Consider the following 20,852-nt stretch of genomic DNA (forward strand, 5'->3'; position numbering starts at 1 on the left):
CAGCCCCTTAAATCCACAACTTCTTGAAGTCACGTCCGCCAAAGATCAGGTTGACCATTGCGCGGGTCACCATGATGGCCGTGAACATCGAGGTAAAGATCCCGAGGGACATCGTCACTGCGAAACCCTTCACCGGGCCGGTGCCCATGGCGAAGAGAATGCCGCCGACCAGCAACGTGGTCAGGTTGGCGTCGAGAATCGCGGTGAATGCCCGGCCGAAGCCTTCGTTGATTGCCCGCTGCACAGTCATGCCGGCGGCGATCTCTTCACGAATCCGCGAGAAGATCAGTACGTTGGCGTCGACCGCCATACCCATCGTCAGGACGATACCGGCGATACCCGGCAGGGTCAGCGTGGCGCCCAGCAACGACATCAACGCCAGCAGCAGCACCATGTTCACCGCCAGCGCGACGGTGGCGATAACGCCGAAGAAGCGGTAGATGGCGATGATGAACAGCGATACGAACAGCATGCCCCACAGGGAAGCGTCGATACCTTTGGTGATGTTGTCAGCACCCAGGCTCGGACCGATTGTGCGCTCTTCAGCGAAGTACATCGGTGCAGCCAGACCACCGGCACGCAGCAGCAGTGCCAGCTCGGACGACTCACCCTGACCGTTCAGGCCAGTGATGCGGAATTGCGCACCCAGCGGCGACTGAATGGTCGCCAGGCTGATGATCTTCTTCTCTTCCTTGAACGTCTGCACCGCAACGTCTTTCTCGACGCCATCAACCACTTGCTTGGTGTAAGTGGTGACCGGACGCTGTTCGATGAAGATCACCGCCATGCTGCGGCCGACGTTGGAACGGGTCGCGCGGCTCATCAGCTCGCCACCGTGACCATCCAGACGGATGTTCACTTCAGGCGTGCCGTGCTCGCCGAAACCGGCCTTGGCGTCGGTGACCTGGTCACCGGTGATGATCAGGCCACGCTCGATCTGCGCTGGCGGACGGTTGCCTTCGCGGAATTCGAACGATTCGGAAGTGGCTTTCGAAGCGCCCGGCTCGGCGGCCAGACGGAACTCAAGGTTGGCCGTCTTGCCGAGAATACGCTTGGCTTCGGCAGTGTCCTGCACGCCCGGCAGCTCAACCACGATGCGGTTGGCGCCCTGACGCTGCACGATCGGTTCGGCAACACCCAGCTCGTTGACGCGGTTACGTACCGTGGTCAGGTTCTGCTTGATGGAGTATTCACGGATTTCCGCCAGCTTGGCCGGGGTCATCGCCAGACGCAGCACCGGTTGACCGTTGAGGTCGGCCGGAACAATGTCGAAATCGTTGAAATTCTTGCGGATCAGCGCACGGGCCTGTTCGCGGGAATCTTCATCGCTGAAGCCCAACTGAATGGCACCGCCCAGTTGCGGCAGGCTGCGATAGCGCAGCTTCTCTTTGCGCAGCAGGCTCTTGACGTCGCCTTCGTAGACTTTCAGGCGCGCATCGAGGGCTTTGTCCATGTCCACTTCGAGCAGGAAGTGCACACCACCGGACAAGTCCAGACCCAGCTTCATCGGGTGCGCACCGAGGTTGCGCAGCCATTGCGGGGTGGTCTGTGCCAGGTTCAGCGCGACGACGTAGTCATCACCCAATGCCTTGCGTACAACGTCCTTGGCCGGCAGCTGATCTTCAGCCTTGCTCAGACGGATCAGACCGCCCTTGCCGCCCGCCGTCAGCGTAGCCGCCTTGACGTTGATGCCGGACTCTTTCAGCGCTGTGCTGACGCGAACCAGATCGGCGTCATTGACCTGCAGAGCCGTGCTGGCGCCACTGATCTGAATCGCCGGGTCATCGGGGTAAAGATTGGGAGCGGAATAAATCAGACCGATCGCCAGCACCGCCAGGATCAGAATGTATTTCCACAGAGGGTATTTGTTCAGCATCACGCCGCCCGTTATGAACGCGGGGCGCCTTGCGCGCCCCGTCGATTGAGTAGAAGTTGTTGCTCTTAGATCGCTTTCAGCGTGCCTTTTGGCAGCGTGGCGGCGATGGCGCCTTTCTGGAACTTCATTTCCACGGTGTCGGAAACTTCCAGAACCACGAAGTCATCGGCAACCTTGGTGATCTTGCCGGCGATGCCGCCAGTGGTCACGACTTCGTCGCCCTTCTGCAGGCTGCTCAGCAGGTTCTTCTGCTCTTTGGCGCGCTTGGCCTGTGGACGCCAGATCATCAGGTAGAAGATGACCAGGAAGCCGACCAGGAAAATCCACTCGAAGCCGCCGCCCATTGGGCTTGCAGCAGCCGGTGCAGCTGCGTCAGCCATGGCGTTAGAGATAAAAAAGCTCATTTAGCACTCCAGTTGCAAATGTTGAATCTTGGGGTCAGAAAACTCAGTCCAAAGGCGGGACGGGAAGTCCGCGTTTGGCGTAGAAGGCATCGACAAAGGCGGCCAATGTACCCTGTTGAATAGCCTCGCGCAAACCAGCCATCAGCACCTGATAATGGCGCAAGTTATGGATGGTATTGAGCATGCTGCCGAGCATTTCGCCGCACTTGTCCAGGTGATGCAGATAAGCGCGCGAGAAGTTCTGGCAGGTGTAGCAATCGCAGGTCGGATCCAGCGGCGATTCATCATGGCGATGGAACGCGTTACGGATCTTCAGCACACCGGTATCGATGAACAGATGCCCATTGCGGGCATTACGGGTTGGCATCACGCAATCGAACATGTCCACCCCGCGGCGCACACCCTCAACCAGATCTTCCGGCTTGCCAACGCCCATAAGGTAACGAGGTTTGTCAGCGGGCATCTGGCCCGGCAGATAATCCAGCACCTTGATCATTTCGTGCTTCGGTTCGCCCACCGACAGACCGCCGATGGCGAGGCCGTCGAAGCCGATCTTGTCGAGGCCTTCGAGCGAGCGCATGCGCAGGTTTTCATGCATGCCGCCCTGAACGATGCCGAACAGCGCTGCGGTGTTGTCGCCGTGGGCATTCTTCGAACGCTGCGCCCAGCGCAGCGACAATTCCATCGATACGCGCGCGACGTCTTCGTCAGCCGGATACGGCGTGCATTCGTCGAAGATCATCACGATGTCGGAACCGAGATCGCGCTGCACCTGCATCGACTCTTCCGGGCCCATGAACACTTTGGCGCCGTCGACCGGAGAAGCGAAGGTCACGCCCTCCTCCTTGATCTTGCGCATCGCGCCGAGGCTGAACACCTGGAAACCGCCGGAGTCGGTGAGGATCGGGCCTTTCCACTGCATGAAATCGTGCAGGTCGCCGTGCTCCTTGATCACCTGAGTGCCGGGACGCAGCCACAGGTGAAAGGTGTTGCCCAGAATGATTTCCGCGCCCGTGGCGACGATGTCGCGCGGCAGCATGCCCTTGACCGTGCCGTAGGTGCCGACCGGCATGAACGCCGGGGTCTCGACGGTGCCACGGGGGAAGGTCAGGCGACCACGACGAGCCTTGCCATCGGTGGCCAGCAGCTCAAAGGACATTCGACATTCGCGACTCATTCTGTTTCCTCTGGGCCCGACTGTTCAGGGGCAGTTGGAGCGGGATTGCGGGTGATGAACATCGCATCCCCGTAACTGAAAAAGCGGTAGCCGTTTTCCACGGCGGCCTTGTAGGCAGCCATGGTTTCGGGATAACCGGCAAACGCGGAAACCAGCATCAACAGCGTGGATTCCGGCAAATGGAAATTGGTCACCAGGGCATCGACCACATGAAACGGCCGGCCCGGATAGATAAAGATGTCGGTGTCGCCACTGAACGGCTTGAGCACACCATCGCGCGCCGCACTTTCCAGCGAACGCACGCTGGTGGTGCCGACCGCAATTACCCGACCGCCACGCGCACGGCACGCAGCGACCGCATCGACCACGTCCTGGCCGACTTCCAGCCACTCGCTGTGCATGTGGTGATCTTCAATCTTCTCGACGCGCACCGGCTGGAACGTCCCCGCGCCCACATGCAACGTCACGAACGCAGTCTCGACGCCCTTGGCAGCAATCGCCTGCATAAGCGGCTCGTCGAAATGCAGCCCCGCCGTCGGCGCTGCGACCGCACCTAGACGCTGGGCATACACGGTCTGATAACGCTCGCGATCCGAGCCTTCATCCGGGCGGTCTATATAAGGAGGCAACGGCATGTGCCCGACACGGTCGAGCAGCGGCAAGACTTCCTCGGCAAAACCCAGCTCGAACAGCGCATCATGACGCGCGAGCATCTCGGCTTCGCCACCGCCGTCGATAAGGATCTTCGAACCCGGCTTCGGCGACTTGCTGGAGCGCACATGGGCCAGCACGCGGTGCGCATCGAGCACGCGCTCGATGAGAATTTCCAGCTTGCCGCCGGACGCTTTCTGCCCGAACAGCCGCGCCGGAATCACCCGGGTATTGTTGAACACCATCAAATCGCCCGGTCGCAAATGCTCAAGCAAATCAGTGAATTGACGGTGTGCCAGGGCGCCGCTCGGCCCATCAAGGGTCAGCAGGCGACTACCGCGACGCTCGGCCAACGGATGGCGGGCGATCAGCGAATCAGGAAGCTCGAAAGTAAAGTCAGCAACGCGCATGATGGGGTTCGTCTAGCAGGGCCGGAAAGTCTAGCGGAAATATCAAAAATTGACCATGAAACGTGATTGACCAACGGTAATCACCTCTCTATACTTCGCCGCCATTGAGCCCTGATGGCGGAATTGGTAGACGCGGCGGATTCAAAATCCGTTTTCGAAAGGAGTGGGAGTTCGAGTCTCCCTCGGGGCACCAACACAGAGAAAAAGGTCTTGCGAAAGCAAGGCCTTTTTTTTCGTCTGGTGGAAAGTGGTTGGTGCCTATCTGGCCTTCCTACCCAAGATCAAATCAGTTCCCGAAATCGGACGTGTGCCCACCCTACTCCTTGACTGCAAACATCCGATCAGCAATCTCCCGCCCCCGCTCCAACCCTTCCTCCGTCAACCATATCGATTTGTTCCGGTTCACCGGATTACTGATCAAACCCTGTTCGTGCAAGCGGTTCATGATCTCGAAGTCATAGCCCTTCCACGCATTGCCAGCGTCGGAGCTATAGGCTGCCAGGAGAGCAAGGACGGCGTCGTCGATCAGTTTCATGTCGTATTCCATGATGGTCACTCCGCTGATGTTCAGTGTTTGTAATCAAAGCGTCGTATCAAAGTGGATGTCAATGCTGCGCGAGCTTGTAGGTTTTAGATGCCCGATTGCTGGTTGCCTCGCATGCGATCCCCGCCCGTATAATCGCCCCCGCACGTCAAACCTCCTCTGGCGTTTCGCGCATTGGTTTCAAGCCCTTCACTTCACTGACAGACATCCCCATGGAAACCTCACTGGAAACCGTCGCCCTCTTCTCCCTCAAACTTGCCTACGAAGAAGAAGGCCTGAGCCCGATCCTGCGCGATGACATGGTCATGGGCGACTACCAAAAAGACGTTTTCGAATTGCTGGTGAAGCGCGGCGATGTCGAGTCCATTCAGTTCAAATTGAACGAATGCCTGAACCTGGCGCTGGATGCGCTTGGCGGGGTCGAGAAACCGTTGGGGCGGGAGTTGCGCAAGTTGTCGGTGGAGTTGGCTCAGGCGCGATCGGTGGAGCAACTGGGTAAGCCGCTCCTCGCGCTGAAGGGGTATTTGCGCGACATTCTTTGAGTGCCGCGCTACAGCCATGCCGCTATCTCTCCTCTCCTGTCAGCGACGTGCTTTCAGTACTCGAATATCCGTTGGGAAGCCGTCAGCGCCAGCCAGTTTTTTCCAGCCCATGTATTGAAATTCGCCATTGGGATCAATGTAGTCCCCCTTCTCTGGTTGCCCTCCGCCAACTATCGCCACACGCTTCACTTCGCCACAGCCGCCATCCGACGGGCGAACGGTGTAGATCACATACGGCTTCACGTATTGCGTGGCGCGGAAGTATTGGCCGCAGACTTCGTCGACGGTGATCAGCATGGTTTTCAGGCGGGCTTCGCCGTCGGTGTCTTCGTGCAGTTTCAGGAAGGAGATGTCGCCGACGTCGCTGTAGCCGAGGGAACGGGCGCGTTGATAGGCGGGGGAGTTCTGGTGCGCAATTCGGCCCTCCTCCACACCGCGTTGCATTTGCGCGGCGAACTCGGCTTTGCCTTGGGCCAGGGTTGCCTCAGCGTGGGCGGCGACGTTTTCGCAGTGGGCGTACTCGCTGGAGTCGAGGTGTTGCGGTAGCAGATTAAGGCGGCGCTCGTTCATGGAAGCGAGGCTGTCTTGCAGGCCCGACGTGGCTGCATAGGCAGCGGAGACGCGACCGCTCTGGACGTCGGCGATTGTCTCCTGCATCCGCTGGCAATTGGCGAGGTAGTAACCCCAGCTGGCTTGCGGGTGTTCTTTCGCGAAGCAGAAGGCTGGGGTAATGGAGACGGCAAGGGTGAGAGCGCCGAGCAGTTGCAGCAAACGGGTTGTGGAAAACATGGGTAGTCCATTACAGAGAAGGCATGGCGGGACGCTACTATTTTGCTATCGTGCCGTCCACTCTCTACAGGCGAGCAAGTTGCCGCCTCTGTCTCGTAGCCAGGAAAGAAATCCGATGGATGCTGTGTTGTGTTTGGTAGTCATGGCTGCAATGTGGTTCTGGGTGGTGCGACAGCGCGGGCATTGGAATCTGTTGTTGGCAAACCTTGCCGGAGCGGGCAGCGCTGTGGTGGTCGGCATTGTCTTCACGCTGTTTTATGACGGGCTGTTCGGCACCACCATGGCAGCGCCGGGACTGCATAACAGCCTGGTGGTGTTCATGACCAGCGCGGGCGTTCTGGCGGGTGTGTGGTTGTGGATCGCCAAGCGTCGACAGCCGGCGCATCCGGTTGCACGTCAACTGCTGGCGGGCGCCTGTGGCGTTGCCGCAGGCATGGTCACGTTGATTTTTCTGGCGGCGAATTATTTTCCGCAACCGTAGCCGGACGGCGCGTCTATTTTGCTATCTTGCCGCGCATCGTCGGCGCTTGCTGATCGTCTCGCGCCGCGTTTGGATTGTTGAAAGTTAAGGAAAGGACCAAATGGAGTTTCTGCGTTTTCTGGCGTTCGTCGCTGTCTGGGGTTTCATGTGGCGCTGGGTTGTGAAGAACCGCGGCAGCTGGAATATTTTCTACGGCAACATCGTTGGCGCGGCGGGCGGCTTCATAGTCGGGCTGGTGATGTTGTCGATCACGTTTTCGCTGTTTCCTTCGTCGTTCGATCACGAGGCGGCGCAGGCGCAAAACACGTCAGTCGTCGAGTCGACCTCTGTGTTGCCTGAAGCCGAGGCAGTCACGCCCGCCACCGAGCTGAAAGATGCGCCGGTTTTTGCTGCCATTGAGGCGGACGACAAGCCTTCTCCCACCGACTCCGCACTGCTACCGAATTACGCCAGCCGGGCGCCGAAATCGATGCCGGTGCAGACGGTGCTGGATCAAAGCGACTATGACGGTCGCATGGCTCTGGCCGCGCTGAACAAGAAGTTGCGCGGCGACGCACAGGCCGACAAGTCGATGATCGCGTATGTCATGTGCAGCCCGTTTGTCACCAGCACCCTGCGTTATCCCGCTTCGGCGCGTTTTGCTGACAGCAAAGCGCTGGTCAGTCATCGCTACAAGGATCAGGTCTACAGCTTCAGCAACAGCGTCACTGCGCGCAACATGAATGGCGACGATGTCACCTACCGTTTCGATTGCTCCGTGCAGGAATTGCCACGGGTTGATGCGACGGCTGGGGAGTGGCGTTTGCTGGCGCTGAAACTGCAAAAAGCCGACTCTTAAGGCTGATTTAAGGGATCAAGGCGCCGGCTGCGCTATCATCGCCGGCCTGTGCGCCTTGAACTTTATCCTCAATGTTTCCAACACCCGATAACCTGATCTCGCTGCCTCCTGTCCTGGCCGGCCCGCTGCTGCGGCGGCTGGAGCCGACGCGCCTGGTGCTGTGGCTGGTGGGCTCGCGTGAACTGGCGCTGACCTTGCGCCTGCAAGGTGTAGGAGATATTCCGCTCGACTCAGAGAAATGCACGGTCATTGCCGTAGGCCGTCATGCGTTCGTGCATCTGATCGACGTTCAACTTGAAAGCGCCCTGCCCTGCGACACGTTTAGCGCTTACGACCTGCTGATCGACGACGCCATCGGTATGGCTGAGTGGGCGCCTCACCTGCTTTACCCCGGCGCTACCTGCGCGAACCTCGTCGTGCGTTCGCGGATCGACCAATTGCTCCACGGCTCCTGCCGCAAGCCCCATCATCCGGCAACCGATGGCTTGCTCTGCGTCGATCAATTGCTGGCCGACGAAACCGATGCGCAACGACGTCCGGCGTTGCTGATGATGAGCGGTGATCAGGTCTATGCCGACGACGTCGCCGGGCCGATGCTGCGGGCGATTCATGCCCTGATCGAGCGTCTGGGTCTGTTCGATGAGCGCCTTGACGGTGCCGTGGTCAGCGACAGCGCCAAGCTCTATGAGCACCCGGCCAGCTACTACCACCGTGCGGATTTGTTACCGGCGCTGGAGAGCAACGAGACCTTGCGCGAGCGATTTTTCGGTGGCGCGCGTAAGCCGATTTTCACCAGCAGCAGCGCCGACAATCACCTGGTGACATTCGCCGAAGTCATGGCCATGTACATGCTGGTGTGGTCGCCGACGCCGTGGTCGCTGATCAATCCGAGCGCGCCGACGCTGACGCCGGAACGCCGCAAGCGCTACAACCTCGAGCAGACGCGCATCGATGCCTTCAAGGCGGGCCTGGGCAACGTCGCGCGGGCGCTGGCGCATCTGTCGAGCCTGATGATTTTCGATGATCACGACATCACCGATGACTGGAATCTCTCCGCGCAATGGGAGGAAACCGCCTACGGCCATCCGTTCTCCAAGCGCATCATTGGCAATGCGCTGATTGCTTATCTGTTGTGTCAGGGCTGGGGCAACAATCCGGATGCCTTCAAAGGAATGCTGGAGCAGACCGCGCAACTGAGCGCCAGTGGCGAAGACGGCTATCTGGACATGCCGGTGCAGGACGATCTGATTGATCAATTGCTGCGTTTTCAACAGTGGCATTTTGTGTTGCCGAGCAGTCCGGCGCTGGTGGTGATCGACACGCGCACCCGGCGCTGGCGCAGCGAGATGGCGCTCAAGCAACCATCGGGCCTGCTCGACTGGGAAGCCTTGAGCGAACTGCAACAGGAACTGCTCGATCACCCTTCGGCAATCATCGTGTCGCCGGCGCCGATCTTTGGCGTCAAGCTGATTGAAACCGTGCAGAAGGTGTTCAGCTGGTGCGGTTATCCGCTGCTGGTCGACGCGGAAAACTGGATGGCCCATCGCGGCGCGGCACAGGTGATCCTGAACATTTTCCGACACTCGCGCACACCGGGGAACTACGTGGTGCTGTCCGGCGATGTGCATTATTCCTTCGTCTACGAAGTCCTGATCCGCCACCGCAAGGCCGGCCCACGGATCTGGCAGATCACCAGCAGCGGCATCAAGAACGAATTCCCGCCAACGCTGCTGGAATGGTTCGACCGCCTCAACCGCTGGCTCTACTCACCGCGCTCGCCATTGAACTGGTTCACCAAACGCCGCCTGATGCGCATCGTCCCGTATACGCCGGAACATGCCGAGGCCGGGGAGCGGCTGTGGAATTCGGCGGGGATTGGACAGGTGTTTTTCAATGAACAGGGGCAACCGAGCGAGATTGTTCAGCACAACTCGAATGGGGCGGAGAAGACGAGGATGCTGGCGCCGGAGTTGGGAGATGGGCCAGACTGAAACCAGATCTGAGCATAGGTGGAGGGCCCGGCAACGGGCACTCCACCTGCTGACAATTGCAGCAGATAAGGATTACAAGCCTCTCGGAAACGTCTCCGAAGTGCTTAAGTGATACTGGGCGCAATCACAGTCGACCTCGCTGTGTACCAACCACTCGCAGGCCCACATCATGCAAACCATCACCTTCAGCAAAACCACAGCTCACCTGGCCTTGTCGATGGACCAAGCAACCAATGATCGCGAACCGTTGCTGATTACCAGGCGCGGTGCCGAACCGGTTGTGATGATAGGTCTGACTGACTATGAGTCACTTTTGCGGACAGTCAATTCGCTGTCCTTACCAGACACTCCGCAGCAGTGATTATGCAGATAGGGCTGACGACAACGCCCGCCCAACCCCTCTGACAATCATCCCCACCTCGCGCTCATCAATCGTCAGCGGCGGGAGCAACCTGATGGTCTTGCCACGAGTCACGTTGATCAACAAGCCATGATCGCGCGCGGCGATCAGCGTCAGGTCGCGCACCGGTTGTTTCAGTTCGATACCGATCATCAGGCCCTGCCCCCGGATTGCCAGCACGTTCGGGTTGTCTGCCAATTCGGCGCGCAAGCGTTCCAGCAGCCGTGCGCCCTGCACCCGCGCATTCTCCAGCAAACCTTGTTCTTCGATGATGTCCAGGACCGTGCAGCCGACCCGGCAGGCCAGCGGATTGCCGCCGAAAGTGCTGCCGTGGCTGCCCGGGGTGAACAAATCCGCCGCGCGGCCACGGGCCAGGCAGGCGCCGATCGGCACGCCATTGCCAAGGCCTTTGGCCAAAGTCATGACATCGGGCACGATGCCTTCGTGCTGAAAGGCGAACCACTGCCCGGTACGGCCGATGCCGGTCTGGATTTCATCGAGCATCAGCAGCCACGCGTGGCGATTGCACAGGTCGCGCAGGGCCTTGAGATAACCCGGCGGCGCGATTTGTACGCCGCTTTCGCCCTGAATCGGCTCGACCAGAATCGCCACGATGCGCGCGCCGTGTTTGCGCTGTATTTGCTCCAGCGCCGGGAGATCGCCGAAAGGCACTTTGACGAAATCCCCCGGCAGTTCGTTGAATCCCAGCCGCACGGCCGGGCCATCGCTGGCAGACAGCGTGCCGAGGGTGCGGCCATGAAACGCGTTGGCCATGACCACCACCAGCGGCTGCTCGATGCCTTTGCGCCAGCCGTACAGACGCGCCAGTTTCAGTGCCGTCTCGTTCGCTTCGGCGCCGGAGTTGTTGAAGAACGCGCGCTCCATCCCCGACAACGCCGTCAGCCGTTTGGCCAGTTGTTGCTGCCAGTCGATGCTGTACAGGTTTGAGGTGTGCAGCAGCAGCCCCGCTTGCTCACTGATCGCCGCGACGATGCGCGGATGCGAGTGGCCGACATTGGTCACTGCGACACCGGCAACGGCATCCAGATATTCGCGCCCCGCCTGATCCCACAGGCGCGTGCCCAGGCCCTTGGTGAAACTCAGGGCCAGGGGTTGGTAGGTGTTCATCAGGGCGGCGGTCATGACGCGAAACTCCATTGCAGGTCGGTGTATTTGCAGTATGGTTAGCCACCTGAGCTGGATAAACTCGGAAAAACTTCAATCATTTAAAAGCCGAGCTTGATAATGGATTTGTTTCAGTCGATGGGCGTGTACGTCAAAGTGGTCGAAACCGGGAGCATGACGGCCGCCGCTGCGAAGTGCGAAATGTCGACGACGATGGTGGGCAATCATCTGCGCGCGCTGGAGCAACGGCTCGGCGTGCAACTGCTGCAACGCACCACGCGCCGCCAGCGCCTGACCGAATTCGGCAGCGTCTATTATCAGCGCTGCCTGGAAGTGCTCGGCCTGGTGGCCGACTCCGAACGCCTTGCCGAACAAGCGTCGGACGAGCCGCGCGGTTTGCTTCGTATCACCGCGCCGCTGACCTTCGGCGTCGAACGACTGACCCCGGCCCTCAGCGAATACTCCTTGCTCTATCCGCAAGTGAAGCTTGACGTGGTGCTGACCAACAGCCGTCCGGATCTGCTGGAGAACGGCCTCGATGTCGCATTCCGCCTAGGCAATTTCGACCAATCCAACCTGATCGCCCGGCCTTTGATCGACTACACTCTGACGGTCTGCGCCTCCCCCGAATACATCGCGCGGCGCGGCATGCCGCACACGCCACAGGATTTGCAGCAACACGATTGCCTGTCCTTCGCCTACCCGGCTGGGGATGACTGGCAATCGGTGGAAAAACGCTGGCGTCTGAGCGGCCCGGAAGGTGAAGTCCTCGTCGACGTCAGCGGGCCGATGCTGATCAACAGCTCCGCCGGTCTGCACCAGGCGGCGCGCAACGGCATGGGCATCATGATGCTGCCCGACGCGCTGGTGGAGCAGGATCTGCGCGACGGCAAACTGGTCAGGGTAATGACGGACTACCAACCGCCGAGCAGGCCGATGCATCTGTTGTATGCACAGGATCGCTATCGACTGCCGAAGCTGAGACGGTTTGTCGAGTTTGCGATGCGTACGTGGGGCAAGCCTGACGTCGGCCGGCCGTAATCGATCACGATGGAAATTGATAAGGATTTGAATATCCCATGAACGATAGCCTTACCGTGCGCGACTTGCATTCCGGCGAAACAGAATCGGCGAGGCTGTTTCTTGGCCAGCATGGCTGGGGCCATCGCATTGGCGATGCCGAATCTTTTGCCAGCTTGATTCACAATTCGCAGCGCACAGTTGTTGCGCTCTTAGGCGAGCAAATTGTCGGTTTCGCTCGAGCAATTACCGATGAGGTCTCCAACGGCTATCTGTCTATGGTGGTGGTCGATGACCAGCATCGGCGCAAGGGAATCGGGCGGGCACTGGTGGAGTACGTCATGGGTGACAACCCGGACATCACCTGGGTGCTGCGCGCTGGACGCGAAGGCGCTGAAGCTTTTTTCGCCAGCCTGGGCTTCCAGATCTCAGTCATTGCCATGGAACGTCCGCGCCGCCAATAGCGCGCAGTGGAAAAATCCCGACCACCAAACCGTTGCTCCGTGACAACGCCGCCCCGCTCCCCTAAATTAGTCGGCCTGAAAAAGACCTCGTGCTTTCTCGCCTCAACTCAAGTTAAAAAAGTAGTGAAATTTCAATGTCCGATTTCAACACCGCTGAATCCGTAGTCACCCAGTCGTCCAAAGCGGAATACGAAAACTCCATCAATCTTTCACAACACCTGCCTCAAGCCAAAATCATCAGCGAGATGGTTCTGGACGCGTTCCAGTCGACCCGCGAAAGCGACCAGATCCGCGAATTGCGTGCGGCGATCCGTCAGGCGCATGACAGCTTTGATGACGACAAGGCGTACGAGCTGATGGGCGAACTCAAGCGCCTGAAAGACGCCGAGGCAGCGGACATCGCCGCGCTGGAAGACCTGAGCAGCAAGTTCTCGATCGGGCGCATTCTGTCCAGCTTCAAGGACGATCCGGCGTTTCAGGAAATCGTTTATGGTCTGGCGCTTAAAGTGCTGAATCAGACCCATCAGGCGATCAGCAATCCGAGCGGCGGCAAGAGCAAGGCCGCCAAAAAGAAAGAAGTGGAAATCTTCACCATCAGCAAGGATGGCGCCAGCGTGACCCTGCCAATGCGCACGCCGCGTTCGCGCCTGAATGTTGATCGTGAGGCACTGGAATTCCTCGGTTTCACCTTTGTCGGTGAAGGCGATGAAGCCGAGCTGGAGAGCGAAACCTTCGTCGATAACGCCGGTACGGAACAGGCGGTGAACCGCAAGAACATCATCACCGCACTGCAGCAGCAGATGGCGTTTGATGGTTACAGCATCGCGGCGCAGTAATCTGCCAAGCGCTTGTGAAAAAACCCCGCACTGAGATTCAGGCGGGGCTTTACGTTGTCCGGCTTGTGATTCGTGAGGAGGCGAAAATCGTCGCCCCTCATCGGAACGCCGCCCGCCCAGCCCTCTCCCGAGGGAGAGGGAGCCGACTTGTGTGATTTTCAAACCTGAGTTCGGCTCGGTATTTCAGGTCGGCGTATATCTTGAGAGCCCCTCAGTCAGTCCCCTCTCCCTCCGGGAGAGGGTTAGGGTGAGGGCAAACCGCTAACCCCCCCCTCAAGCCGAAGGATGCAACGCCGCAATCATGTCCACTTCAATCGCCGCATTCTTCGGCAACTGATACACGCCGATGGTCGTGCGCGTATGCCGTCCGGCATCGCCCAGCACATGGCTGAACACGTCCGAAGCGCCGTTGGCCACTTCGCTCAGGTCGACAAAGTCAGCAGTCGACTTCACATACACCGTGACCCGCAACAACGCGCGAATCTTGTCCAGCGAACCGACCGCATCGACGATCAGCGCCAGGCAACGCATGGCGCTGATGCTCGCCGCTGCTTGTGCATCCTTGAGGTTCAATTCCAGCCCCACGCGACCGGGATAGAGAATCTTGCCATTGACCCGCGGCACCATGCCGCTGATGTACAGCTCATCGTGATGACGGATCAGCGGCGCGTAATTGCCACCGGCGGTGTTCTCGCCATAGATGTCGTAGTTGAGTTCTTCGGCCAGGGCGATAAAGCGCTCATCGCAGGTCATCCGTTCGGTCATTGCGCCCAGCCTTTTGATCAATGCACGGGTTAGGACAGTCGAGCACCGGTGGATGGCTTGGAGCTACTACTGTCGAGGTTGGATCCGAATCTAGGTCTTTTACCGAATGGCCGCAACCGCAAACTGTGGGAGCGAGCCTGCTCGCGAATGGCAGCCCCTGAACGAGCATATTTCAGCCAACAAAAAACCCCGCACATCTCTCAACGTGCGGGGTTTTTCCTGAAGCCTGCAACCTTACGGCGCGTACGTCAGCAACAGCTCTGTCGGCACCTTGAAGTCCAGGGACATCATGACGCTCAACGCAGTGATGGTGAAGATCGAGAACACGAACAGCTTGCGTGCCCAGACGGTGTCATCGACTGCCTTGTAGCCGGTCCAGGCCATGTACAGCCAGTACATGCCCATGGCGGCGGCGACGGCGAGGTAGCTCATGCCGGCGTAGCCGCTGAAGGTCAGCATCAAGGTCGCCACGAGGAACGCCAGGATGTAGAACAAGATGTGCTTCTTCGCCACTTGAATGCCGCGTTTCACTGGCAGCACCGGAATCGATGCGGCCAGGTAATCGTTGAAACGGAAAATCGCGATGGCGTAGGAATGCGGCATCTGCCACAGGCTGAACATCACCAGCAGGGTCAGTGCGGCCATGTCGAAGCTGTTGGTCACGGCAACGTAACCGATCACTGGCGGCATGGCGCCCGACAGACTGCCCACCAGCGTGCCGTGAACCGACTTGCGCTTGAGGTACAGGCTGTAGAAGCCAACGTAGATGATGAAGCCGATTACTGCGAACAAGGCAGCCAACGGGTTGGCCACCTTGTACAACAAGGCAACGCCGAGAACACCCAGAATGGTCGCGTAAACCAGGGCCAGTTTCAGGGAGATGAGGCCCTGGACCAGCACACGGTTCTTGGTGCGTTCCATCTTCAGGTCGATGTCGCGGTCGATGCAGTTGTTGAACACGCAACCGGAGGCCACGACCAGGGAAGTACCGATCATGGCGGCCAGAAACACCGCCAGATCGACATGCCCTTTCGAGGCCAGGAAGAACCCGCCTGCCACAGAAAGCACGTTACCGAAAATGATCCCCGGTTTGGTGATTTGGATAAAGTGCTTGAGCGACATCGGGTCTACCTCACTTCGCCATCATGTACGTGTGGATGCTGAACATGATCCACAGCGACAGGCCAACCAGCAGCACGATCACAATCGCCGTAAAGACGAATGCGATCACGTTGTTACGCTGTGCAATGGAACGGTCCAGGTGCAGGAAGTAATACAGGTGAACGATCACCTGGATCACTGCGAACAGCAGAACGATTGCCAGCGTCGTCGACTTCGGCAGGGTCGGGTACATCACCAGACCGAACGGAATGACGGTCAGAATTACCGACAGGATGAAGCCGATGGCGTACGACTTGACGCTGCCGTGGCCAGCATCGTGGCTGTCATGGGAGTGTGCGTTAGCCATTACAGAGTCCCCATCAGGTAAACAACGGTGAAGACGCAGATCCAGACCACGTCCAGGAAGTGCCAGAACAGGCTCAGGCAGCTCAGACGGGTCTTGTTGGTCGACGTCAGGCCATGCTTGTTGACCTGATACATCATGATGCCCATCCAGATCAGACCGGCCGAAACGTGCAGACCGTGGGTACCGACCAGGGTGAAGAACGCCGACAGGAAGCCCGAACGGCTAGGACCGAAGCCCTCGGAGATCAGCAGGTGGAACTCGTTGATCTCCATGGCGATGAAGCCCGCGCCGAGCAGGAAGGTCATGAACAACCAGCCCAGGACCGCCTGCTTCTTGCCCTTGTACAGCGCCAGCATGGCAAAGCCGTAGGTGATCGAACTGAACAACAGCAGAGCGGTTTCGCCCAGCACGTAAGGCAGTTCGAAGATCTCGTGGCCCGACGGGCCACCGGCAACGTTGTTTACCAGTACTGCGTACACCGCGAAGATCGACGCAAACAGAATGCAGTCGGTCATCAGGTAGAGCCAGAAACCGTATACGGTCATCTCGCCCGAGTCGTGGTGATGGTCATCGTGCCCATGGTCACCATGGGCGTGTCCAACATTGGTCACTAAGTTCGACATGGTTTAAGCCTGTTCCAACGAGGTTTCAACACGGGTGGCATTGGCCGGGATTTTCCCTGCCGCGACCAGACGCTTGTGCTGCTCGGCTTCGATACGCTCGATCGTTTCAACCGGAACCATATAGCCCTGGTCGTCACGTGCAGCGTGGATCACGAAGTAAACGACGGTGCCCACCAGGCTCGCGATCGCCAGCCACCAGATGTGCCAGATCATCGCGAAACCGAAGACGGTCAACAGCGCGCCCATCACCACGCCAGTGGCGGTGTTGTTCGGCATGTGGATCGGCTCGTACTTGGCCGGACGCTGGTACGCAGTACCGTTTTCCTTGGCTTCGGTGAACGGGTCGATGCAGTCAGCCTTAGGCAGCACAGCGAAGTTGTAGAACGGTGGTGGCGACGAGGTCGACCATTCCAGGGTGTGTGCATTCCACGGGTCACCGTGATCGCAAACGTTCTCTGGCTTGTTGCGGTCACGCACACTGACGTACAGCTGGATCAGTTGGCAGGCGATACCGACAGCGATCATCACCGCACCGAACATGGCAACGTACAGGTACGGTACCCACTCAGGGTTGGTGGTGGCGTTCAGACGACGGGTCATGCCCATGAAGCCCAGTGCATAGAGCGGCATGAACGCGACGAAGAAGCCCGAGATCCAGAACCAGAACGCTGCTTTACCCCAGCCTTCGTGCAGCTTGAAGCCGAACGCTTTCGGGAAGTAGAACGCGAAGCCAGCGATGTAACCGAATACCGCACCGCCGATGATCACGTTGTGGAAGTGCGCGATCACGAACAGGCTGTTGTGCAGCACGAAGTCAGCACCCGGGATGGCCAGCAGTACGCCGGTCATGCCGCCGATCGCGAAGGTCACCATGAAGCCCAGAGTCCACATTACCTGGCTGGTGAAGCGCAGACGGCCCTGGTAGATGGTGAACAGCCAGTTGAACAGCTTCACACCCGTCGGGATGGAAATCAGCATCGTCGCCAGACCGAAGAAGGCGTTGACGCTTGCACCCGAACCCATGGTGAAGAAGTGGTGCAGCCAGACCATGAAGCCCAGTACCGAGATCGCGCCCGAGGCGTAGATCATCGAGTGGTGGCCGAACAGTTTCTTGCCGGTGAAGGCCGAGATCACTTCCGAGAAGATGCCGAAGGCCGGCAGGATCAGGATGTAAACCTCAGGGTGGCCCCACGCCCAGAACAGGTTGACGTACATCATCGGATTGCCACCAAGTTCATTGGTGAAAATGTGGAAATCCATGTAACGGTCAAGGGTCAGCAGTGCCAGGGTAGCGGTCAGGATCGGGAACGAAGCCACGATCAGAACGTTTGCCCAGGTGCAGGTCCAGGTGAAGATCGGCATGTCCATCAGTTTCATGCCAGGGGTACGCATTTTCAGTACGGTCGCGAGGAAGTTGACCCCGGTTAACGTCGTACCCAATCCGGATAGCTGTAGCGCCCAGATGTAGTAATCCATACCCACGCCAGGGCTGTATTGCAGACCCGACAGCGGCGGATACGCAACCCAACCGGTCTTGGCGAATTCACCGATACCCAGCGACAGGTTGATCAGCACAACGCCGGACACCAGCAGCCAGAAGCTCAGGGAGTTCAGGAACGGGAACGCAACGTCACGCGCGCCGATCTGCAGCGGCACTGCAAGGTTCATCAGGCCGGTGAAGAATGGCATCGCCATGAAGATGATCATGATCACACCGTGAGCGGTGAAGATCTGGTCATAGTGTTCAGGTGGCAGGTAGCCAGGCGAACCCTCGGTGGCCATGGCCAGCTGGGTACGCATCATGATCGCATCGGCAAAGCCGCGCAGCAGCATGACCATGGCGACGATGATGTACATCACGCCGATTTTCTTGTGGTCGACCGAAGTCAGCCACTCGGTCCACAGGTACGTCCACTTCTTGAAGTAAGTGATCGCAGCGAACAGCGCCAGACCACCGAGGGCGATCATGGCGATGGTCACCATCACGATCGGCTCGTGGAATGGGACTGCTTCCCAACTTAATTTACCAAACATCGTTTACTCCTCTGCCCCGGCAGCTGAATGCGAACCCGCGTCAATATCCGTGGCCGCCACTTCTTTCTCTTTCTTCTCGTGCTTCAGCGGCTTGCCCGGCTTCATACCTTCGTACTTGTCGACGATGATCTGGAACTGGTTCGGCGTGACCGACGAGTAGAGTTCGACTGGGTTGTTCTGGCTCGGTTTGGCCAGGGCCGCGTATTCAGCCTGATCAAGCTGTTTAGGCGACTTCTTGACTTCACTTACCCAGGCGTCGAAATCTTCCTGAGTGGTGGAGATAGCCTTGAATTTCATACCGGTGAAACCGGCACCGCTGTAGTTGGCGGAGATACCGTCCATTTCAGCGTTGCGGTCAGCGATCAGGTGCAGCTTGGTCTGCATGCCCGCCATCGCGTAGATCTGGCCGCCCAGGCCCGGGATGAAGAACGAGTTCATCACGGCATCGGAGGTGATCTTGAAGTTGATTGGCGTATGCGCCGGGAACACGATCTTGTTGACCGTGGCAATGCCTTGTTCCGGGTAGATGAACAGCCACTTCCAGTCCAGCGCGACGACTTCGATGGTCACCGGCTTGACGTCAGACTCGATCGGACGATACGGGTCCAGCTCGTGAGTCGAGATGTAAGTGATGTAGCCCAGGGCGATGATGATCAGCACCGGGATGGTCCATACGGCCACTTCGATCTTGGTCGAGTGCGACCACTTCGGCGTGTACACGGCGTTCTTGTTCGAAGCGCGGTACTTCCAGGCAAACAGGAAGGTCATGACGATGACCGGCACGACGACCAACAGCATCAGCAGCGTGGCGGTGATGATCAGGTTGCGCTGTTCCAGGCCGACCTGGCCCGTTGGATTGAGCAAGGTCATGTTGCAGCCTCCCAGCAACAACGTGCCGAGCAGCGGCACTAGGCCTAGTAATCTGGGGTACCTGTTTTTACTCATCTCACGACCTCTAAAGCAGCTTGCGCAATGCAGTTGGGTTTTGATCGCCAACACTTCACCCTGCCAAGGGTTGGCATTTTCTTTGGATTGAATAAGGGCCGCCCGTCGCGCGTCTGACGCTCGACAAAACCTTGGGACAGCGTTCAGTTCTTATTCGAATTCGTGGTCAAAGGCCTTGTTACAGACCAATTCCATTTGGTGCGGAAAATTGGAAAGGCACCGACACCAGGGTGTCTCGAAAGCCTCGCGGCTCGCTCGACACCCGACCTCCTGATCAGTTCCTTGATAAAGGCTGAACAGCGTCGGGAATTCAGTGCGGGCGATTGTAGATAGGTAGCGCCCTATACACCATGTCTTATCCCGAAATAATTTTTATCACTCAGAGCAACAATCCATCGCCATTTTTGCAAAAGTTGCGCAAGTTATCGAAAGCGTTTCTCAATAAAAGCAGCAAAATCCGTCAGCAAAACCGCCTCAAATCAGACAGCTCTGCACCCGATCTACAAACGCTGGAGCGGCGCAAAGCCCGATATTCCAAGGGCTTCGTCCATCTGCCGGCGCCTGTTAAAACTGCCTGCTCTGGTACGTCCGTGCTGAAGCCCGAAAACGCTGAAACTGGCCAATGTTTTTATGTAACAGTCGGCCAATCCGCCGCATCCCGAGTCCCTGCGACAGCCCCTGTGTGACAACATGTCGCACATTTGCCGCACGCTTCATTGCCGTTCGTCACGGTGTTTTCACAAACGCTCTGAAATGCAAAACGCCCCGATTTTCAGCAGCGAAAATCGGGGCATTTTGTTTATCGGCAGCTCTGCCGAGAAGTTGACTTCAGTGCAGCGCTTTTCGATTACGCGAAGTCAGCAGAGGCACCAGAATGACCACCAGCACGAACGCCACCAGCGCCCATTGCGCCAGCGACAGACCGAGGATCGGCGGATACGGCGTCGAGCAGAAACCGTCAACCTGGAAGCCCAGCGGGAAGATCTTTGCCAGCGGCAGATCATCGACAATCGGCTGCAGCACATCGACGCCACAGCTCACCGCCGGATAGAACTGCGTATAGACGTGATGCCCGGCCACACCGGCCCCGGCAATCGCACAGATCACCACCAGCGTCTCGAACACAGTGATGCTGCGACGGCTGCGCATGCCCGCACCGATGAAGGCGAACAGTGCAATCAGCAACAGTGCATAGCGCTGCAGGATGCACAGCGGGCAAGGTGCTTCGCCGAGCACGACCTGCATGTAAAGTGCGCCGCCGATCAACGCCAGGCAGATGATCCCCAGCAACACCAGATAGCGCCGCTCACGCCCCAACCGCATCGTTTCCTCGCTCATTGCCTTTCCTTTGTAAGTCCATGGTCCAGCCGGCCGGCGGCTGAAATTGTCGCAAGTCTACACCGGGGCAATAAACGATAGAGCGGTTAAGGAATGATTAACCAACATGGCTTTGCGGCGCGCAGAAGATT

General features: G+C 58.6%; 23 protein-coding genes and 1 tRNA gene. 10 read left to right on the plus strand and 14 right to left on the minus strand.

Features of this window, described 5'->3' with window-relative positions; all coding sequences use genetic code 11:
* Positions 1 to 7: 7 nt before the first annotated feature.
* The 4 genes from secD to queA form a co-directional block, all read right to left on the minus strand.
* Positions 8 to 1,876: a protein translocase subunit SecD gene (secD, locus tag OC605_RS24835; RefSeq protein WP_262140086.1), complete on the minus strand. Its 1,869-nt coding sequence runs from the start codon at positions 1,874 to 1,876 to the stop codon at positions 8 to 10.
* Positions 1,877 to 1,941: 65 nt separating this feature from the next.
* Positions 1,942 to 2,280, minus strand: coding sequence for a preprotein translocase subunit YajC (yajC, locus tag OC605_RS24840; RefSeq protein ID WP_016773317.1), 339 nt, complete (start codon positions 2,278 to 2,280; stop codon positions 1,942 to 1,944).
* 43 nt (positions 2,281 to 2,323) lie between these two features.
* Positions 2,324 to 3,439, minus strand: coding sequence for a tRNA guanosine(34) transglycosylase Tgt (gene tgt / locus OC605_RS24845; RefSeq protein ID WP_160768392.1), 1,116 nt, complete (start codon positions 3,437 to 3,439; stop codon positions 2,324 to 2,326).
* 14 nt (positions 3,440 to 3,453) lie between these two features.
* Entirely contained in the window at positions 3,454 to 4,518 is a 1,065-nt protein-coding gene (gene queA / locus OC605_RS24850) for a tRNA preQ1(34) S-adenosylmethionine ribosyltransferase-isomerase QueA (RefSeq protein ID WP_083353529.1), read from the minus strand.
* A gap of 108 nt (positions 4,519 to 4,626) precedes the next feature.
* On the opposite strand from queA, the gene OC605_RS24855 reads away from it, so the two are divergent.
* Positions 4,627 to 4,711 (plus strand) — tRNA-Leu (locus OC605_RS24855).
* A 123-nt stretch (positions 4,712 to 4,834) separates the two neighbouring features.
* Here the strand turns inward: OC605_RS24855 and OC605_RS24860 are convergent.
* Positions 4,835 to 5,053 carry a DUF6429 family protein gene (locus OC605_RS24860; RefSeq protein ID WP_225927642.1) on the minus strand — a complete coding sequence of 73 codons (219 nt, stop codon included), beginning with the start codon at positions 5,051 to 5,053 and terminating at the stop codon, positions 4,835 to 4,837.
* 221 nt (positions 5,054 to 5,274) lie between these two features.
* On the opposite strand from OC605_RS24860, the gene OC605_RS24865 reads away from it, so the two are divergent.
* Positions 5,275 to 5,604: a hypothetical protein gene (locus OC605_RS24865; protein WP_262140090.1), complete on the plus strand. Its 330-nt coding sequence runs from the start codon at positions 5,275 to 5,277 to the stop codon at positions 5,602 to 5,604.
* 39 nt (positions 5,605 to 5,643) lie between these two features.
* Here OC605_RS24865 and OC605_RS24870 read toward each other — a convergent pair whose 3' ends face one another.
* Entirely contained in the window at positions 5,644 to 6,393 is a 750-nt protein-coding gene (locus OC605_RS24870) for a hypothetical protein (RefSeq protein ID WP_262140092.1), read from the minus strand.
* Positions 6,394 to 6,508: 115 nt separating this feature from the next.
* Here OC605_RS24870 and OC605_RS24875 point away from each other — a divergent pair, with 115 nt between their 5' ends.
* The 4 genes from OC605_RS24875 (at position 6,509) to OC605_RS24890 (ending at position 10,064) form a co-directional block, all read left to right on the plus strand.
* Entirely contained in the window at positions 6,509 to 6,874 is a 366-nt protein-coding gene (locus OC605_RS24875) for a hypothetical protein (RefSeq protein WP_262140094.1), read from the plus strand.
* Between the two features lie 100 nt (positions 6,875 to 6,974).
* On the plus strand, positions 6,975 to 7,712 hold the full coding sequence (locus tag OC605_RS24880; RefSeq protein ID WP_262140096.1) for a hypothetical protein: 738 nt from the start codon (positions 6,975 to 6,977) through the stop codon (positions 7,710 to 7,712).
* 71 nt (positions 7,713 to 7,783) lie between these two features.
* Complete coding sequence (locus tag OC605_RS24885) at positions 7,784 to 9,703, plus strand: alkaline phosphatase D family protein (protein ID WP_262140098.1); 1,920 nt, start codon at positions 7,784 to 7,786, stop codon at positions 9,701 to 9,703.
* Positions 9,704 to 9,872: 169 nt separating this feature from the next.
* Positions 9,873 to 10,064 (plus strand): type II toxin-antitoxin system Phd/YefM family antitoxin, encoded by a 192-nt coding sequence (locus OC605_RS24890; protein WP_016770565.1) that lies wholly within the window; start codon positions 9,873 to 9,875, stop codon positions 10,062 to 10,064.
* Here OC605_RS24890 and OC605_RS24895 read toward each other — a convergent pair whose 3' ends face one another.
* The gene (locus OC605_RS24895) at positions 10,065 to 11,246 is read right to left on the minus strand and encodes an aspartate aminotransferase family protein (RefSeq protein WP_262140101.1); all 1,182 of its coding nucleotides are present in this window, start codon (positions 11,244 to 11,246) and stop codon (positions 10,065 to 10,067) included. It lies immediately after the preceding gene.
* Between the two features lie 102 nt (positions 11,247 to 11,348).
* Between OC605_RS24895 and OC605_RS24900 the strand changes: the two genes are divergently transcribed.
* The 3 genes from OC605_RS24900 to OC605_RS24910 all read left to right on the plus strand — a co-directional run bounded on the left by OC605_RS24900 (position 11,349) and on the right by OC605_RS24910 (position 13,548).
* Entirely contained in the window at positions 11,349 to 12,269 is a 921-nt protein-coding gene (locus tag OC605_RS24900) for a LysR family transcriptional regulator (protein WP_110646188.1), read from the plus strand.
* Between the two features lie 38 nt (positions 12,270 to 12,307).
* Positions 12,308 to 12,712, plus strand: a complete 405-nt coding sequence (locus tag OC605_RS24905) for a GNAT family N-acetyltransferase (protein WP_262140103.1) — start codon at positions 12,308 to 12,310, stop codon at positions 12,710 to 12,712.
* A gap of 134 nt (positions 12,713 to 12,846) precedes the next feature.
* On the plus strand, positions 12,847 to 13,548 hold the full coding sequence (locus tag OC605_RS24910) for a hypothetical protein (RefSeq protein ID WP_262140105.1): 702 nt from the start codon (positions 12,847 to 12,849) through the stop codon (positions 13,546 to 13,548).
* A gap of 273 nt (positions 13,549 to 13,821) precedes the next feature.
* Here OC605_RS24910 and OC605_RS24915 read toward each other — a convergent pair whose 3' ends face one another.
* The 6 genes from OC605_RS24915 to cyoA all read right to left on the minus strand — a co-directional run bounded on the left by OC605_RS24915 (position 13,822) and on the right by cyoA (position 19,383).
* Positions 13,822 to 14,313 (minus strand): RidA family protein, encoded by a 492-nt coding sequence (locus tag OC605_RS24915; RefSeq protein ID WP_016773306.1) that lies wholly within the window; start codon positions 14,311 to 14,313, stop codon positions 13,822 to 13,824.
* 234 nt (positions 14,314 to 14,547) lie between these two features.
* Positions 14,548 to 15,435 (minus strand): heme o synthase, encoded by an 888-nt coding sequence (gene cyoE, locus OC605_RS24920; protein WP_262140109.1) that lies wholly within the window; start codon positions 15,433 to 15,435, stop codon positions 14,548 to 14,550.
* A 10-nt stretch (positions 15,436 to 15,445) separates the two neighbouring features.
* Positions 15,446 to 15,781 carry a cytochrome o ubiquinol oxidase subunit IV gene (gene cyoD / locus OC605_RS24925; protein WP_011335842.1) on the minus strand — a complete coding sequence of 112 codons (336 nt, stop codon included), beginning with the start codon at positions 15,779 to 15,781 and terminating at the stop codon, positions 15,446 to 15,448.
* Complete coding sequence (gene cyoC / locus OC605_RS24930; protein WP_024014230.1) at positions 15,781 to 16,404, minus strand: cytochrome o ubiquinol oxidase subunit III; 624 nt, start codon at positions 16,402 to 16,404, stop codon at positions 15,781 to 15,783. The genes cyoD and cyoC overlap by 1 nt, the downstream gene beginning before the upstream one ends.
* 3 nt (positions 16,405 to 16,407) lie before the next feature.
* On the minus strand, positions 16,408 to 18,438 hold the full coding sequence (gene cyoB, locus OC605_RS24935; protein ID WP_016773302.1) for a cytochrome o ubiquinol oxidase subunit I: 2,031 nt from the start codon (positions 18,436 to 18,438) through the stop codon (positions 16,408 to 16,410).
* A gap of 3 nt (positions 18,439 to 18,441) precedes the next feature.
* On the minus strand, positions 18,442 to 19,383 hold the full coding sequence (gene cyoA / locus OC605_RS24940; RefSeq protein ID WP_024014231.1) for a ubiquinol oxidase subunit II: 942 nt from the start codon (positions 19,381 to 19,383) through the stop codon (positions 18,442 to 18,444).
* A gap of 350 nt (positions 19,384 to 19,733) precedes the next feature.
* Between cyoA and OC605_RS24945 the strand changes: the two genes are divergently transcribed.
* Positions 19,734 to 20,069 (plus strand): hypothetical protein, encoded by a 336-nt coding sequence (locus OC605_RS24945; protein ID WP_186569515.1) that lies wholly within the window; start codon positions 19,734 to 19,736, stop codon positions 20,067 to 20,069.
* Between the two features lie 142 nt (positions 20,070 to 20,211).
* Here the strand turns inward: OC605_RS24945 and OC605_RS24950 are convergent, their stop codons facing one another.
* On the minus strand, positions 20,212 to 20,721 hold the full coding sequence (locus OC605_RS24950) for a disulfide bond formation protein B (protein ID WP_122507825.1): 510 nt from the start codon (positions 20,719 to 20,721) through the stop codon (positions 20,212 to 20,214).
* Positions 20,722 to 20,852: the final 131 nt, after the last annotated feature.

This window comes from Pseudomonas sp. Marseille-Q5117 (genome assembly GCF_946901175.1).
In the GTDB taxonomy this organism is placed as follows: Bacteria; Pseudomonadota; Gammaproteobacteria; order Pseudomonadales; family Pseudomonadaceae; genus Aquipseudomonas; species Aquipseudomonas iranensis.